The sequence below is a fragment of the Streptomyces sp. WMMB303 genome, assembly GCF_029351045.1.
Classification (GTDB): Bacteria; Actinomycetota; Actinomycetes; order Streptomycetales; family Streptomycetaceae; genus Streptomyces.
In genome coordinates, this window is record NZ_JARKIN010000001.1 from 1572914 (window position 1) to 1588034 (window position 15121).

The 15121-nt window shown below is 72.6% G+C and carries 15 protein-coding genes and 1 riboswitch; of the genes, 7 read left to right on the forward strand and 8 right to left on the reverse strand.

Annotation, left to right across the window (positions count from 1 at the left end; translation table 11 throughout):
* Positions 1-13: 13 nt before the first annotated feature.
* The 5 genes from P2424_RS07125 to P2424_RS07145 form a co-directional block, all read right to left on the reverse strand.
* Complete coding sequence (locus P2424_RS07125) at positions 14-1066, reverse strand: hypothetical protein (RefSeq protein ID WP_276474939.1); 1053 nt, start codon at positions 1064-1066, stop codon at positions 14-16.
* 46 nt (positions 1067-1112) lie between these two features.
* Positions 1113-2051, reverse strand: a complete 939-nt coding sequence (gene metF / locus P2424_RS07130) for a methylenetetrahydrofolate reductase [NAD(P)H] (RefSeq protein ID WP_276474940.1) — start codon at positions 2049-2051, stop codon at positions 1113-1115.
* A 132-nt stretch (positions 2052-2183) separates the two neighbouring features.
* Positions 2184-2930, reverse strand: a complete 747-nt coding sequence (gene thiE, locus P2424_RS07135) for a thiamine phosphate synthase (RefSeq protein WP_276474941.1) — start codon at positions 2928-2930, stop codon at positions 2184-2186.
* A 100-nt stretch (positions 2931-3030) separates the two neighbouring features.
* A complete protein-coding gene (locus P2424_RS07140; protein WP_019358771.1) occupies positions 3031-3405 on the reverse strand; it encodes an Rv2175c family DNA-binding protein in 375 nt (124 codons plus the stop codon).
* A 33-nt stretch (positions 3406-3438) separates the two neighbouring features.
* A complete protein-coding gene (locus P2424_RS07145) occupies positions 3439-4632 on the reverse strand; it encodes an FAD-dependent oxidoreductase (RefSeq protein WP_276478857.1) in 1194 nt (397 codons plus the stop codon).
* Positions 4633-4837: 205 nt separating this feature from the next.
* Positions 4838-4951: riboswitch (TPP riboswitch) on the forward strand.
* Between P2424_RS07145 and thiO the strand changes: the two genes are divergently transcribed.
* The 6 genes from thiO to P2424_RS07175 all read left to right on the forward strand — a co-directional run bounded on the left by thiO (position 4949) and on the right by P2424_RS07175 (position 11491).
* Positions 4949-6145, forward strand: a complete 1197-nt coding sequence (thiO, locus tag P2424_RS07150) for a glycine oxidase ThiO (RefSeq protein ID WP_276474942.1) — start codon at positions 4949-4951, stop codon at positions 6143-6145. It overlaps the preceding riboswitch by 3 nt.
* Positions 6142-6360, forward strand: coding sequence for a sulfur carrier protein ThiS (gene thiS / locus P2424_RS07155; RefSeq protein ID WP_276474943.1), 219 nt, complete (start codon positions 6142-6144; stop codon positions 6358-6360). Before thiO ends, thiS begins: the two co-directional genes overlap by 4 nt.
* A 7-nt stretch (positions 6361-6367) precedes the next feature.
* Entirely contained in the window at positions 6368-7168 is an 801-nt protein-coding gene (locus tag P2424_RS07160) for a thiazole synthase (protein WP_276474944.1), read from the forward strand.
* Positions 7169-7358: 190 nt separating this feature from the next.
* Complete coding sequence (gene pknB / locus P2424_RS07165) at positions 7359-9398, forward strand: Stk1 family PASTA domain-containing Ser/Thr kinase (protein ID WP_276474945.1); 2040 nt, start codon at positions 7359-7361, stop codon at positions 9396-9398.
* Positions 9399-9824: 426 nt separating this feature from the next.
* Positions 9825-10607: a transglycosylase SLT domain-containing protein gene (locus tag P2424_RS07170; RefSeq protein ID WP_276474946.1), complete on the forward strand. Its 783-nt coding sequence runs from the start codon at positions 9825-9827 to the stop codon at positions 10605-10607.
* Positions 10608-10612: 5 nt separating this feature from the next.
* Positions 10613-11491: a deoxyribonuclease IV gene (locus tag P2424_RS07175; protein ID WP_276474947.1), complete on the forward strand. Its 879-nt coding sequence runs from the start codon at positions 10613-10615 to the stop codon at positions 11489-11491.
* Between the two features lie 136 nt (positions 11492-11627).
* Here P2424_RS07175 and P2424_RS07180 read toward each other — a convergent pair whose 3' ends face one another.
* Positions 11628-12251, reverse strand: coding sequence for a sulfite oxidase-like oxidoreductase (locus P2424_RS07180; RefSeq protein ID WP_276474948.1), 624 nt, complete (start codon positions 12249-12251; stop codon positions 11628-11630).
* 215 nt (positions 12252-12466) lie between these two features.
* Between P2424_RS07180 and bfr the strand changes: the two genes are divergently transcribed.
* Positions 12467-12955 carry a bacterioferritin gene (gene bfr / locus P2424_RS07185; protein ID WP_276474949.1) on the forward strand — a complete coding sequence of 163 codons (489 nt, stop codon included), beginning with the start codon at positions 12467-12469 and terminating at the stop codon, positions 12953-12955.
* A 98-nt stretch (positions 12956-13053) separates the two neighbouring features.
* Here bfr and P2424_RS07190 read toward each other — a convergent pair whose 3' ends face one another.
* Together P2424_RS07190 and P2424_RS07195 are read right to left on the reverse strand one after the other, a co-directional pair.
* On the reverse strand, positions 13054-13344 hold the full coding sequence (locus tag P2424_RS07190; protein WP_276474950.1) for a (2Fe-2S)-binding protein: 291 nt from the start codon (positions 13342-13344) through the stop codon (positions 13054-13056).
* 160 nt (positions 13345-13504) lie between these two features.
* Positions 13505-14848 carry a 3-deoxy-7-phosphoheptulonate synthase class II gene (locus tag P2424_RS07195; protein WP_276478858.1) on the reverse strand — a complete coding sequence of 448 codons (1344 nt, stop codon included), beginning with the start codon at positions 14846-14848 and terminating at the stop codon, positions 13505-13507.
* Positions 14849-15121 lie beyond the last annotated feature (273 nt).

The window sequence follows — 15121 nt, forward strand, 5'->3', positions numbered from 1 at the left end:
CCGCGGTCGGGGCTCAGTTCGGACCGCCGCCGTAGTAGCCCTGCGGGTACTGCGGGGCCTGCTGCGGATACGGCTGGGGCTGCCGGCCGGCGGCGGGGTCGGCGTCGGCGTACGGGTCGTAGCCGTAGGGCTGCGGCTCCGCCGGGGGCAGTGGTGCACCGCCCTCGCGCTGCTGGGGTACCCAGACCCCGCCCGGCGGCGTCTCGGACACCTCGGGCCGGGGGTACTGCTGCGGATAGCCGTATCCGTCGCCGTACGAACCGCCGTAGCCCGCATAGGGGTCCGGGTACTGCTGGTAGCCGGCCTGGTCCTGGTAGCCGGAGTGATCCGGGTAGCCGGTCTGGTCCGGGTAGCCGGTCTGGTCCGGGTAGCCGGTCTGGTCCGGGTAGCCGGTCTGGTCCGGGTAGCCGCCCGCCGAGGCGTGGTCCTGGTAGCCGGCGTACTGCTGGTATCCGCCGTAGTGCCCGGGCCCGCCGTCCCCGTGAGCCGGAGGCTGGTCGGGGGCCGGGGCGAAGACCGAGGTCTCCTCCTCGTAGCCGCCGTAGCCCCCATAGGGGCCGTAGGGGCCGTAGGGGTCCTGGCCCGGGTAGCCGTAGCCGGTCCCCTGGCCGCCCGGATCGCCGCCCTCGCCATCCCAGGCGGCGGGCTCCTGCCGACCGTACTGGCCGTAGTCGTCGACCGGATCGGGCACCGGCACGGTGCCCGCGGCCGGGGTGTCGGCGGGATCGTGGGTGCGCAGGTCGGAGACCTCCAACGAGGCCGTGTCCGGAGCGGGGGACGCGGCGCCGCGGCGGCGCCGGCTGGAGCCGGGGCCACCGCCGAGTGCCCACCCGGCGGTGAACCCGCTCCGTACCGAGAGAGTGACGAAGGTCTGGCCGACGGCGAAGGCCGCGATACCGAGGCCGATCACGACGACCGACGGCAGCGCCGTCCCCGCCACCACGCCCAGGAAGCCGGTGAAGGCCAGCAACCGCCAGCGCAGCCTGGCCTTGTACTGGAGCAGTACCTCGCCCAGCAGCCACAGCGCAACGATGCCGAACGCGATATAGAGGACCGTCCAGCCCATCTACGCCCCTCTTCCGCTCCCGCCGCCCCGTGGGCGGCCCCGTGGCTCAAGCCTTGCGAAGGCCCAGGGTAGCCCTCTCCCGGAGACCGAGATTCTGGTGGATCTCCAGCGTCGCCGTGGAGTGGTTGAGCGTGATGAAGTGCAGCCCCGGAACACCCTCGGCGAGCAGCCTCGCACACAAGTCCGTGGCGTACTCGATCCCGACCGAGCGTACCGCCGCCGGATCGTCCTGTACGGCGTGCAGCCGCTCGATCATCCCGGCCGGCAGCGTGGCGTTGCTCAACTGCGCGAACCGCTCGATCTGCTGCACGCTCGTGACCGGCATGATCTCCGGAATGATGGGCGTGCTGCAGCCCGCGGCGGCGACCCTGTCCCGCATCCGGAGATAGTCCTCCGCCTGGAAGAACATCTGGGTGATCGCGTAGTCGGCACCGGCATTGCACTTGTTCACGAAATGCCGGATGTCGCTGTCCCAGTCGGTGGAGCGCGGGTGCATCTCGGGGAAGGCCGCGACACCGACGCAGAAGTCGCCGGACTCCTTGATCAGTTCGACGAGTTCGGAGGCGTAGTCGATCCCCTCGGGGTGCTTGACCCACTCCCCCAGCGGATCGCCGGGCGGATCGCCGCGCAGTGCGAGCACGTTGCGGATGCCCGCGTCGGCGTACTGTCCGATGACGTTGCGCAGTTCCGCCCGCGAGTGGCTGACCGCCGTCAGGTGTGCGACGGGGGTCAGTGTGGTCTCGTTGGCGATGCGCTCGGTGTTGCGGACCGTGCCCTCACGTGAGGAACCGCCCGCGCCGTAGGTGACGGACACGAAGGTCGGGGACGCCGCCTCGATGCGTCGCAGCGCGTCCCACAGCGTCCGCTCGCCTTTCGCGGTCTTCGGCGCGAAGAACTCGAAGGAGAAGGACTGCTCTCCGCTCGCGAGCAGATCACGCACAGTCGGCGGACGGTCTGTCCTGGGAGCTGAGATACCGATGGCCATGTCTGCAGGCTAGCGGCCTGGCCTGCAGAGCGGCTCGACACCGGGGTGTTACGGGGGGATCTGTCCGTTTCCCGGATGGCCGAGGTCCACCTGTTGGACGGTACCGCCCTCCGTGCTAAGCGGCCGGGGCGGTCACGGCGCCGGTGGAGGGGCATCCGCGGCAGCCGCCTCCCGCAGCCGCGCGGCCAGCGACGCGGCCGCGGCCCCGGGATCATCGGCCTCGGTGAGCGCGCGGACCACCACCACCCTGCGGGCCCCGGCGTCCAGCACCTGGTCGAGATTGCCCGCATCGATGCCGCCGATGGCGAACCACGGCCGAGACGCCGGATCTGCGGCGGTACGGGCGGCAGTGTGACGGACGAGATCCAGCCCCGGTGCGGGACGGCCCGGCTTGGTGGGGGTCGGCCAGCACGGCCCGGTGCAGAAGTAGTCGACGCCCGGCTCGACCAGCGCCGCGTCCGCCTCGGCGGGGCTGTGCGTCGAGCGGCCGATCAGCACCTCGTCGCCGAGCAGGGCACGGGCCGCGGGCACCGGAAGGTCACCCTGGCCGAGATGGAGCACCTCGGAGGCGGCGGCGTGGGCCACGTCCGCACGGTCGTTCACGGCCAGCAGGGTCCCGTGTCGGCGGCAGGCCTCGGCGAGCACCTCCAGCTGCGCCAGCTCCTCGGCCGCCTCCAGCCGCTTGTCCCGGAGCTGGACGATGTCCACACCGCCTGCCAGGACGGCGTCCAGGAACGCGGGCAGGTCGCCCTGCGCCGTGCGTGCGTCGGTGCACAGGTAGAGGCGCGCCTCCGCGAGCCGCTCGCGGGCGGGAGCGGACCCCGGGGGCGCCGCGGGCGGGGTGGCGGTACTGCGGGACGAGCGGGACGTGCGGGACATGGCGGTGTTCGGATCCCCCCGGGAGGGGGTGCGTGGACCCTCGGGTGATCCACGCACCCGGTGCTGTCGGTGTGCTGGTGCGCCGCCGCGGGCGGCGGGATCAGACGGCGAGTGCCTGCGCCCGGCGCTTGACCTCGGTGCCCCGGTTCTCCCGCAGCGCCGTCACCGGCGAGCCGGGCAGCGACTCATCCTCGGTGAACAGCCATTCGAGCATCTCTTCGTCGCTGAAGCCGTCGTCCCGCAGGAGGGTGATGGTGCCCGCGAGGCCCTTCACGATCCGGCCCTCGCCGACGAAGGCAGCCGGAACCTGCAGCACCCGGTTCCCGGACTCCGCCTCCCGCCGCACCGCGAGCAGTTGGCCTTCCTTCACGAGCTGCCGCACCCGGGTCACCTCGACGCCGAGCATCTCGGCGACGTCGGGAAGGGCGAGCCAGGCGGGGACGAGCGCGTCGGTCTTTGCGTCAATCTCGGTCACGGGTTCCAGACTGCCATCCGAAACCGGTGGTCACTACCGCGCGGCCTTCTTCAGGGCCACGGCCGCGTCGCCCAGCAGGGCCCGGTCCACGGCTGTGCCCTGCTGAATCAGCTTCCGGCCCTGCGCGAGATCGCGCGGACGGCCGACGGCCAGCAGCGCGGTCGGCCGCTCGTCACGCAGCCAGCACACGCTCCAGGCGGGGTCCCGGGGCGAGCCGCGCCACACCAGTTCGTCGCCGGGGGCGTGGTGGCCGACGTACTGCACGAAGCGGCCGAACTGCTCGGACCAGAAGTAGGGCACCGGATCGTAGGCGACGCTCTCCGGCTCGCCGTCGGCGTGTCCCTCGGCGAGCAGGTTCGCCGCGACCGTACGGGGTCCCTGGAGCGCGTTGTCCCAGTGGTGGATCAGCAGCCGCTCGCCGTAGCGGGCCGAGGGGAACGAGGCGCAGTCCCCCACCGCGTAGCAGCCGGGGGCCGAGCTGCGCAGCCGCGCGTCGGCCAGCACGGAGCCGTCGGGCCCGAGCGCCAACCCGGAGCCGGCCAGCCATCCGGTGGTGGGCCGGGCTCCGATCCCGACCAGGACCGCGTCCGCCGGCAGCCGCGTCCCGTCGGCGAGCAGTACCCCGCCGCGCTCGACCGCCGCGACGGCGGCGCCGGTGCGCAGTGTCGCCCCGGCCTCCGCGTACCAGTCCCGCATCGGCGCGGAGACCTCGGCCGGGAGCGCGCCCGGCAGCGGTGCGGCGGCGGTCTCCACCACGGTGACCGCACAGCCCCACTCGCGGGCGACCGTCGCGAACTCCGCCCCGATCCAGCCGGCGCCGACGACCACGACCCTGCCACGGGAGGCCAGCACCGGACGCAGCCGCCGTGCGTCGTCCAGGGTGCGCAGCACATGGACGCCGGGCACTCCCTCGCTGCCGGGCAGAGTGCGGGGCTCGGCGCCGGTGGCCAGGACCAGCCGGTCGTAGTGGACCGGCCCCGCGTCGGTGACCAGCAGCCGCTCGTCGGGGAGCAGCCCGGTGGCGGTCCGGCCCAGCTCCAGCTCGATCCCCAGCCCCGCGAAGTCGATGTCGAAGAGCGGCACCTCCGCTTCCTCGCCCCTGCCCAGCAGCACGGCCTTGGACAGCGGAGGCCGGTCGTAGGGCGGGTGCGGTTCGGCTCCGAGGAGCCGTACGGAGCCGGGCCAGCCCTGCTCGCGAAGCTGCACGGCGGTCTGCACGCCCGCCATACCGGTGCCCACGATCACGACCCGCTGCTGTTTCTGACTGTCGCTCACATCGCTCACTGTATGCCGGTCGGCCCTCGGAGCCATCGGCCACCGGACGGAGACGGTGTCCGGACGCGGTCGTAGGGCCGCCGCCTGCGGCGCGGGGGGCGGTCCGGGCGGGCCTTACCCGTGCCGCGCGCACCGCAGTAGGGTGGGCCGCGGCAGTCACGACATACGCGGGAGCCCGGACGCACCGGGCTGAGAGGGAGGCTGCGGCGGCCTCCGACCGTCCGAACCTGATCCGGGTCATTCCGGCGAAGGGAGCAGCAGCAGCGCCATGCGCGGCACAGGAACCGGTACCCACGCGGCGAGCCCCGACGTGCTCGTCCTCGGCGGCGGCCTGATCGGCCTGGTGACGGCCTGGCGGGCCGCGCAGCGCGGCCTGAGGGTCACCGTGGCCGACCCCGAACCAGGCGGCGGCGCCGCACAGGTGGCGGCCGGCATGCTGGCGGCCGTCACCGAACTGCACTACGGCGAGGAGACCCTGCTGGATCTCAACCTCGCCTCGGCGGCCCGCTATCCGGAGTTCGTCGCCGAACTGGAGGACGCCTCCGGCCTGGACATCGGCTACCGGGCCTGCGGTACCCTCGCGGTCGCGCTCGACGCCGACGACCGCGCCCACCTGCGCGAGCTGCACGCGCTGCAGCGGCGGTGCGGGCTGGAGTCGCAGTGGCTGACCGGCCGCGAGTGCCGTCGCCTGGAGCCGATGCTGGCGCCCTCGGTGCGCGGCGGAGCCCGGGTGGACGGCGACCACCAGATCGACCCCCGGCGCCTGGCCGCGGCGCTGCTGCACGCCTGCGAGCGCACGGGAGTCGCCTTCCGGCGCTCCCGCGCGATACGGCTCCTGCACCGACGGGACCGCGCCGCGGGGGCTGCGCTGGCGAACGGCACCGAACTGCGCGCGGAGCAGACGGTGCTCGCGCTGGGCGCCCGCAGCGGCACCCTGGAGGGCCTCCCCCCGTCGGTGGCGCCGCCGGTGCGCCCGGTCAAGGGGCAGGTGCTGCGGCTGCGGATGCCCGGCGGCGCGGCCGGCCCCTTTCTCTCCCGTACGGTCCGCGCGGTGGTCCGCGGCGGTGCCCTCTACCTGGTGCCGCGCACGGACGGCGAACTGGTGGTCGGCGCCACCAGTGAGGAACTGGGCTGGGACACCACGGTGACCGCGGGCGGTGTCTACGAGCTGCTGCGGGACGCGCACGAACTGGTGCCCGGCGTCACCGAGCTGCCGCTGGCCGAGACCCGCGCCGGACTGCGCCCCGGCTCCCCCGACAACGCGCCGCTGCTGGGGCCCACCGCGCTGCCCGGCCTCCACCTGGCCACCGGCCACTTCCGGCACGGCGTCCTGCTCACTCCCGTCACCGGCGACGTACTCGCCGAGCTGCTGGCCACCGGTGAGCTGCCCGCACCGGCCCGGCCCTTCGCACCGCGGCGCTTCGCCCCCGCAGACTCCCGCGAGACCCAGGAGCAGCCCGTATGACCTCCACCCCGACGACGACCGTCTCGGTCAACGGCGAGCCCCGCCGGGTGGCCGCGGGGCTCACCCTCGACCGGCTCGTGGCCGATGTCACCGCCGCGTCGAGCGGGGTGGCCGCGGCGCTCAACGAGGACGTGGTCCCCCGGGGCCGCTGGGCGGACACCCCGCTCGGCGAGGGTGACCGCGTCGAGATCCTCACCGCAGTCCAAGGAGGCTGATCCCGTCATGGCCGACGATCCGCTGACCATCGGCGACACCGCCTTCACCGCCCGGCTGATCATGGGCACCGGGGGCGCGCCCAGCCTGGACGTCCTGGAACGGGCGCTGCTGGCCTCCGGCACCGAGCTGACCACGGTCGCGATGCGGCGGCTGGACCCCTCGGTGAGCGGCTCCGTGCTGTCGGTGCTGGGCAGGCACGGCATCCGCGTACTGCCGAACACCGCTGGGTGCTACACGGCGGGTGAGGCGGTGCTCACCGCACGGCTCGCACGGGAGGCGCTGGGCACCGACTGGGTGAAGCTGGAGGTCATCGCCGACGAGCGCACCCTGCTGCCGGACCCGGTCGAGCTGCTGGACGCCGCCGAGACGCTGGTGGACGACGGCTTCACGGTGCTGCCGTACACCAACGACGACCCGGTGCTGGCGCGGAAGCTGGAGGAGGCGGGCTGCGCGGCGATCATGCCGCTCGGCTCCCCCATCGGCTCCGGCCTGGGCATCCGCAACCCGCACAACTTCCAGCTCATCACCGAGCGCGCCGGTGTGCCGGTGATCCTGGACGCGGGGGCCGGCACGGCCTCGGACGCGGCGCTGGCCATGGAGCTGGGGTGTGCCGCGGTGATGCTGGCCTCGGCGGTGACCCGGGCCCAGGAGCCGGTGCTGATGGCGGAGGGCATGCGGCACGCGGTGGAGGCGGGGCGACTGGCCTTCCGCGCGGGCCGCATCCCGCGCCGCCACTTCGCCGAGGCGTCCTCGCCCACCGAGGGCCTCGCGGCGCTGGATCCGGAGCGCCCCGCCTTCGCCGGCTGAGGGTCCGCCGCCGTCCGGGGCCCCGCGCCCGCCGTCCCGCCGTCCGGGGCCGGGGTCCGTCCGGGCAGCACTCCGGCGGCGCCGCCCACCCCCGGGTGGGCGCCACGGAGTGTCACCGTTCGGCCCCAGAACAGCGGCAACCCGCAACCGCGCGGCCCCGCCGCCGCACCGCCCTCGTAAACTCGGCGCAATGGACACCACCCTCCAGGACCCGTCGCCTGCCTACGGACGAGGAGACCCGCTGGTCGGACAGGTGCTCGACGGCCGGTACCGCGTCGACGCCCGGGTAGCCATCGGCGGCATGGCGACCGTCTACCGCGCGGTGGACACCCGCCTGGACCGCGTGCTGGCCCTGAAGGTGATGCACACCTCCCTCTCCGCGGACGAGACGTTCGTGACCCGCTTCATCAGGGAGGCCAAGTCCGCGGCCCGGCTGGCGCACGCGAACGTGGTCGGGGTCTTCGACCAGGGCACCGACGGCACCTACGTCTATCTGGCGATGGAGTACGTGGAGGGCTGCACGCTCCGCGACGTGCTGCGGGACCGCGGCGCCCTGCGCCCCCGCGCGGCACTCGACGTCCTGGAGCCGGTCCTGGCGGCACTGGGCGCGGCACACCGGGCCGGTCTCGTGCACCGGGACGTGAAGCCGGAGAACGTGCTGATAGGGGACGACGGGCGGGTGAAGGTCGCCGACTTCGGTCTGGTACGGGCGGTGGACAGCCAGACCTCCGCGACGACGGACTCGATCCTGGGCACGGTCTCCTATCTGGCGCCCGAGCAGATCGAGGACGGCACTGCCACTCCGCGTACGGACCTGTACGCGTGCGGCGTGATGCTCTACGAGATGCTCACCGGCAGCAAACCGCACTCGGGCGGCTCGCCCGCGCAGGTGCTCTACCAGCATCTGAACAAGGACATGCCGGCGCCTTCGGCAGTGGTGCCGGGGATGGCGGCGACCCTGGACGGCCTGGTGGCGCTGGCGACGGCGCGCTCGCCCGAACAGCGCCCCGAGGACGCGGTCGCCCTGCTGGCGCGGGCCCGCACGGTCCGCGCGGAGCTGACCGACGAGCAGCTGGACGCGGTCCCGCCGCAGGCCACGCAGGGCGGCACCGGCCCGGCCGAGGACGCGGCGCGGCTCTCGGGGGTCTCCGGGGTCTCCGAAGACATCGCCGCCGCGGCCGCGCACGCCACGGCCGGAAGCGAGGCCGACACCTCTGTGATCCCCCGCCCCGCGGGAGGTTCCGCCGCCGATCCGGCCCCGGACGCGGACCCGCTCAACCGCACGGCGCTGCTGTCGCCGCCGCCGTCCGACCCGCCGGACGACTCCGCCGCGGGTGCCGGGGCCCGGCGACGGAGGGTGCAGCCGCGCTGGGTGCTGGTGACCCTGGCCGTACTGCTGGTGGCGCTGGTCGGCACGGGCATCTGGTACGTCAACTCCGGGCAGTTCGTGCGGACCCCCGCGGTGCTGGACGAGACCCGCGCCGAGGCCACCAAGACGCTCTCGGAGGCCGGACTGGACGTGAAGGTGAAGGAGGACTTCAGCGAGCGGGTCGAGCGCGGCCATGTCATCGGCACCGACCCGGAGCCGGGTGAGCGCGTCCGCAAGACCGGCACGGTCACACTGACCGTCTCGCGCGGCCCGCACATGGTGAAGGTGCCCGACCTCGAGGACACCCCGCTGTCGGACGCCCGCCGCAAGCTCGAGGACGCCGGCCTGAAGCCGGGGACGGTCGAGCGGCGTTTCGACGAGGAGACCGCGCGGGGCTCCGTGCTCGCCACCGACCCCGAGCCGGGCAGCAAGCGCAGGCCGGGCGCCGCGGTGGCCCTCACCGTCTCCAAGGGAGCTCCGGTGGAGGTGCCCGATGTGGTCGGCGACAAGCGGAGCGACGCGACCGAGGAGCTGGAGAAGGCGGGCCTGAAGGTCCGGATCGCCACCGAGCGTGTCCACTCCGAGCACGAGAAGGGCAGCATCGCCCGCCAGTCCCCGACCGACGGCGCCCGGGCCGCCGAGGGCGACACGGTGACGCTGACGGTCTCCAAGGGCCCCGACATGATCGAGGTGCCGGACGTGGAGGGCAGCAGCGAGGACGCGGCCACCGAGAAGCTGGAGGGCGCCGGCTTCGAGGTGACGGTGCGCCGCATCTTCTTCGGGGACACCGTCTTCAACCAGTCCCCCGACGGGGGAGAGAAGGCGCCCCGCGGCTCGTCGATCACCATCTGGCTGCGCTGAGCCCGCGCCGGGCCCAGCCCGGCCGCGCGGCTCCCCGCGGGGCGCTCCCGGCGGGATGTCGGCGGCGCTTCCCCGGTGACCGATCCACCACCCCCGGCCCACAATGTCCGACTTGACGCGCATATCCCGTCACGGGGCGTACCGGGGGACTTGGTGGCGTGTGACCCCACCCATAGGACGCACGTCACCTACGAACACACCTAGTGGAAAGAAATCCGCCGCGCCACCTGGAATGCAACTCCGCCATACCCGTCCGCCGGCCACCCCCCGCCACGAATTCGGGTAGTACGTCACACCTTTGATTCCGCAGAACGGGCCCTTTAACAATTGCGGTCGTCGCACGGCGCCGAATCAGCACTCGGCGCGTCTCCCCGGCTCCCCGCCACTGCGACACGACGCCAGCGATGAAAGGTTCCGTACTTCCTCATGCCCAGCATCTCCAGCCTCAGTCTCAGCCCCAAGGCCAAGAAGATCTCGACCATAGGCATCGGCACTGCGGGCGCCGCGGCGCTGGCCCTCACCGTGCTCCCCGGTACCGCGCACCACGGCGACGCCGGCCAGGCCACGGCCAAGAAGGTCCAGGCCGACAGCGTCGCCTTCAGCTCCGATTCCTCGGTGCTGCCCGCCCAGGGCAAGGACCTCACCGCCCAGCAGCAGTCCATGGCCCCGGCGCCCGCCGACACCGAGCAGGTGGCGAGCGTGAAGAACGCCGCCACCACCGCCAAGAGCTTCACCAGCACCGACGAGGCGGCCGCCGCGATCAAGGCCGACGCCGAGAAGCGCGCCGCCAAGGCCGCGGCCGAGAAGAAGGCCGAGGCAGCGGCCGCCAAGGAGCGGGCCGCCAAGGCCGCGGCCGACCGCTCGAAGCGCGCCGCCGCGCCCAGCTACCCGGACAACCTGGACGGCTGGATCCGTGAGGCTCGCGCCATCATGGCCAAGCACGGCATCCCCGGCTCGTACGAGGGCATCAAGCGCAACATCATCCGCGAGTCCGCCGGCGACCCCCGCGCGATCAACAACTGGGACATCAACGCCCAGAACGGCGTGCCCTCCAAGGGCCTGCTCCAGGTGATCAAGCCCACCTTCGACGCCTACCACGTCGAGGGCACCGCCTGGGACCAGTACGACCCGGTCGCGAACATCGTCGCCGCCTGCAACTACGCGGCCGACCGGTACGGTTCGATGGACAACGTCAACTCGGCATACTGAGTGGTGTGACCACGAACGAGACGCAGCACCTGCGCAATCCCATTGGCGGCCATGTCCCCGTAGCCGGGGGCCTGGCCGCCACTGGCCTTTCCTACGCCACCGATATCGAAGCCGAGACACTTCAGGTTTTCGTGGCGAATCCGCGCGGCTGGGCGACGCCCACGGGAAACGCGGAACAGGATGACGCATTCCGCACCGCCTGCGCGGCGCGTGGACTTCCGGTTTATGTCCACGCTCCTTATCTCATCAATTTCGGCTCGCACAACGAGGACACCGCGGCCAAGTCGGTCCAGTCCCTGCGGCATTCGCTGCGGCGCGGGCGCGACATCGGCGCGCTGGGCGTCGTCGTCCACACCGGCTCCGCCACCGGAGGGCGCGCCCGGGCGACGGCGCTGGCCCAGGCGCGTGCGCTGATGATGCCGCTACTGGAGGAGCTGACCCACCAGGACGATCCGTGGCTGCTGCTGGAGCCGACCGCCGGGCAGGGCGCGTCGCTCTGCTCCCGGATGCACGAACTCGGCCCGTACTTCGAGGCGCTGGAGCACCACCCGAAGCTCGGCGTCTGCCTGGACACCTGCCATGCCTTCGCCGCCGGGGACGACCTGGCCGCACCCGGCGGGGTGGAACGCGCACTCCGCGAACTGGAGTCGGTGACCGGTCCCGGAAGGCTGCGGCTGATCCACGCGAACGACTCCCAGGACGTGGCGGGCGCGTGCAAGGACCGGCACGCGAACATCGGCGCCGGTCACATCGGGACCGGCCCGTTCGCCGAGTTGCTGGCCCACCCGCTGACCGAGGGCGTGCCCCTCGTGATCGAGACGCCGGGCGGCAAGGCCGGGCACGCGGGGGACGTGGCGCTGCTGAAGAAGCTCAGAGAGGCGTGAGACGGCAGCCGGGTCGGCCCCCGGGCCCCTGCCCGAGCAGGCGGGTCCCGGAACGGGGGCCCGGTCCCTTGGCCGGCGCGTCCGGGTCCGGACTCGGAGCGCGGCACCCGGCGGCTGGGGGGGCGCCCTCGCCGGCTCACGGCTCGGGACCGTCCCCCGGCTCCTCCTGGTAGGAGTAGCGCTGCTCCCGCCAGGGGTCCCCGATGTTGTGGTAGCCGCGCTCCTCCCAGAAGCCACGGCGGTCCGCCGTCATGTACTCGATGCCCCGGACCCACTTGGGGCCCTTCCAGGCGTACAGATGGGGCACCACGAGCCGGACCGGGAAGCCGTGCTCGGCGGTCAGCAGCTCACCGGCGCGATGCGTGGCGAAGACGGTCTTCGCGGAGGTGAAGTCCGAGAGCCGTACGTTGGAGCTGAAGCCGTACTCCGCCCACACCATCACATGGGTCGCGTCGGGCGCGGGCGGGGCCAGCTCGAGGATGCTGCGCGCGAGCACGCCGCCCCACTCGGCGCCCAGCATGCTGAACTTGGCGACACAGTGCAGGTCGGCGACGACGGTGCGGTACGGCAGCGCGGAGAACTGCTCGTGGTTCCAGCAGTGCTTCTCGCCGTCCGCCGTGGCCCCGAAGACCCGGAACTCCCAGCGCTCCCGGCGGAACTTCGGTACCGGGCCGTAGTGCGTCACCGGCCATCCGCGCTGGAGCCGCTGCCCGGGTGGAAGCTCCGGTTGCTCCCCTTCGCGGCTTTGCGGCTGACCCATGCCCCCATGGTGACAGACCTCGGGCGATGGTCTCGACCAACCCCCGCGCGGGTGATCCGCGTGGCGTCGTCGCAGCTCACCTCCGCACATACGGGCACATCCGGTAAGCCTTCACTTACTGGACCCGGCCGGTGGGCGGTGACAGGATGCGCGATTGCGCGCCACGCGCGTTCTGCCCGGTACCCGCGCCATGCCCCTGGAAGGAGCCCGCCACCATGCAGGGCGACCCCGAGGTCATCGAGTTCCTCAACGAACAGCTCACCGCCGAGCTCACCGCCATCAACCAGTACTTCCTGCACGCCAAGATGCAGGAGCACCTCGGCTGGACGAAACTCGCCGAGTACACCCGCTCCGAGTCCTTCGACGAGATGCGGCACGCGGAGCGGCTCACCGACCGGATCCTCTTCCTGGAGGGCCTGCCGAACTACCAGCGGCTCTTCCATGTGCGGGTCGGCCAGGACGTGACGGAGATGTTCCGGGCGGACCGGCAGGTCGAGGTCGAGGCCATCGACCGGCTCAAGCGCGGCATCGAGCTGATGCGCAACAAGGGCGACATCACCTCGGCCAACATCTTCGAGGACATCCTCGCGGACGAGGAGCACCACATCGATTACCTGGACACCCAGCTCGATCTGATCGACAAGCTGGGCGAGCCGCTGTACCTCTCCCAGCAGATCGAACAGAAGGCCGCGGACGAGACCTGAGGGCCGGAGCGGGGCGTGCGGCAGGCGGCGGACCGCCGTGCGCGTCGCGTGGTGCGGGTGCGCGGTTTCTCGGGGCAGGCCGTGCGCGGCGTCCCGGATCAGGCCGCGTGCGCTGCCGCGACCGGTGCCGCGGCGACGGCGACTCCGGCCGGTTCCGCGGTGGCCCCGACCGGCGCCGCGCGGGTGACGAGAGGCGCCTCGCCGCGCTCCGGCGCGGCCCTGCGGGGGCACTCGGCGCGGCCCAGGATGCCCTGGATGCGGCGCACGCAGGAGCCGCAGTCGGTACCCGCCTTGCTGGCGGAAGCGATCTGGCGCGGGGTGCACGCCCCTGCCGCCGCGTGCTGTCGTACCTGCTCTTCGGTGATGCCGAAGCACGAGCAGACGTACACGCGGGTCACCTCCGCCTCGGATCGGTCAGCCTTGCCTTGCTGAGGTTAACCTAACCTTACCCACCCGGACGTGTCCACATACACCGCCGGGGCCCGCGTCACACCGGACGCGGGCCCCGGCGGCGGGGGTGCGGAGCGGCCGGCCCGCAGCCGCGGCAGCTCACTGGTCGCGGTACATCTCCGCGACGAGGAAGGCCAGGTCGAGGGACTGGCTGCGGTTGAGCCGCGGATCGCAGGCCGTCTCGTAGCGCTGGTGCAGGTCGTCGACGAAGATCTCGTCGCCGCCGCCCACGCACTCGGTGACGTCGTCGCCGGTCAGCTCCATGTGGATGCCGCCGGGGTGGGTGCCCAGACCCTTGTGGACCTCGAAGAAGCCCTTGACCTCGTCCAGCACGTCGTCGAACCGGCGCGTCTTGTGGCCGCTGGCCGCCTCGAAGGTGTTGCCGTGCATCGGGTCGCAGACCCAGGCGACCGTGGCACCGGAGGCGGTCACCTTCTCCACCAGCTCCGGCAGCCGGTCGCGGATCTTGTCCGCCCCCATCCGGGTGATGAAGGTGAGGCGGCCCGGCTCGCGGTCCGGGTCCAGCCGCTCGATGAGCGCCAGCGCCTCCTCCGAGGTCGTCGTCGGCCCCAGCTTCACCCCGACCGGGTTACGCACCCGGGAGGCGAACTCGATGTGGGCACCGTCGAGCTGCCGGGTGCGCTCCCCGATCCAGACCATGTGCCCGGACACGTCGTAGAGATCACCGCTGCGCGAGTCGACCCGGGTGAGAGCCGACTCGTAGTCGAGCAGCAGCGCCTCGTGCGAGGAGTAGAACTCGACCGTCTTCAGCTCTTCGGGGTCGGTGCCGCAGGCGTGCATGAACTTCATGGCCTGGTCGATCTCGCGGGCCAGCGCCTCGTACCGCTGCCCGGACGGGCTGGACTTGACGAAGTCCTGATTCCAGGCGTGCACCTGGCGCAGATCGGCGTAGCCGCCGGTGGTGAAGGCACGGACCAGGTTCAGCGTGGCGGACGAGGCGTGGTACATCCGCTTCAGCCGCTCCGGATCCGGCCTGCGCGCCTCCGCGGTGAACTCGAAACCGTTGACCGAGTCGCCCCGGTAGGTGGGCAGTGTCACCCCGTCCCGGGTCTCGGTCGGCTTGGAGCGGGGCTTGCTGTACTGGCCGGCGATCCGGCCGACCTTGACGACCGGGACCGAGCCCGCGTACGTGAGCACCGCGCCCATCTGCAGCAGCGTCTTGAGCTTGTTGCGGATGTGCTCGGCACTGACCTGGTCGAACGCCTCGGCGCAGTCGCCGCCCTGGAGCAGGAACGCCTCACCGCGCGCGACCGAGCCCAGCCGCTCCCGCAACTGGTCGCACTCGCCCGCGAAGACGAGCGGCGGATAGGACTCGAGCTCGGTCAGAACCGTACGCAGCGCCTCGTGGTCCGGCCAGTCGGGCTGCTGTGCTGCAGGGAGGTCTCGCCAGGTCTGGGCACCGGCGTCGGAGTGGGCGTTCACAGTCACGGACCCAAGGTTACGGGGTTTCGCGCGCACCCCGTCCGGCTGCCCGCCATCCGAGACCGCGATCACAGCACCGGTGAGACCGCGGTCACAGGCAGGTGCCGGCGCCGCCGCCGGTGCCGGCAACGCCCCGCGGCACGCGAGGGAACCACCGCGGGGGAGCCGCGTCCGCTAGGGTGTCCGGCATGCACGCGCTGTCGACCATGAACTGGTGGTGGCCCGCCCGCACGGCGGCCCGCCACGACGCGCGTATGCACTGAGAGCTCACGC

What these genes read in the sequence shown, in the direction of transcription:
- P2424_RS07125 (WP_276474939.1), bottom strand. Translation starts at nt 1,066, where the DNA reads ATGGGCTGGACGGTCCTCTATATCGCGTTCGGCATCGTTGCGCTGTGG.
- metF (WP_276474940.1), bottom strand. Translation starts at nt 2,051, where the DNA reads ATGGCCATCGGTATCTCAGCTCCCAGGACAGACCGTCCGCCGACTGTG.
- thiE (WP_276474941.1), bottom strand. Translation starts at nt 2,930, where the DNA reads ATGTCCCGCACGTCCCGCTCGTCCCGCAGTACCGCCACCCCGCCCGCG.
- P2424_RS07145 (WP_276478857.1), bottom strand. Translation starts at nt 4,632, where the DNA reads ATGGCGGGCGTGCAGACCGCCGTGCAGCTTCGCGAGCAGGGCTGGCCC.
- thiO (WP_276474942.1), top strand. Translation starts at nt 4,949, where the DNA reads ATGCGCGGCACAGGAACCGGTACCCACGCGGCGAGCCCCGACGTGCTC.
- thiS (WP_276474943.1), top strand. Translation starts at nt 6,142, where the DNA reads ATGACCTCCACCCCGACGACGACCGTCTCGGTCAACGGCGAGCCCCGC.
- P2424_RS07160 (WP_276474944.1), top strand. Translation starts at nt 6,368, where the DNA reads ATGGCCGACGATCCGCTGACCATCGGCGACACCGCCTTCACCGCCCGG.
- pknB (WP_276474945.1), top strand. Translation starts at nt 7,359, where the DNA reads ATGGACACCACCCTCCAGGACCCGTCGCCTGCCTACGGACGAGGAGAC.
- P2424_RS07170 (WP_276474946.1), top strand. Translation starts at nt 9,825, where the DNA reads ATGCCCAGCATCTCCAGCCTCAGTCTCAGCCCCAAGGCCAAGAAGATC.
- P2424_RS07180 (WP_276474948.1), bottom strand. Translation starts at nt 12,251, where the DNA reads ATGGGTCAGCCGCAAAGCCGCGAAGGGGAGCAACCGGAGCTTCCACCC.
- bfr (WP_276474949.1), top strand. Translation starts at nt 12,467, where the DNA reads ATGCAGGGCGACCCCGAGGTCATCGAGTTCCTCAACGAACAGCTCACC.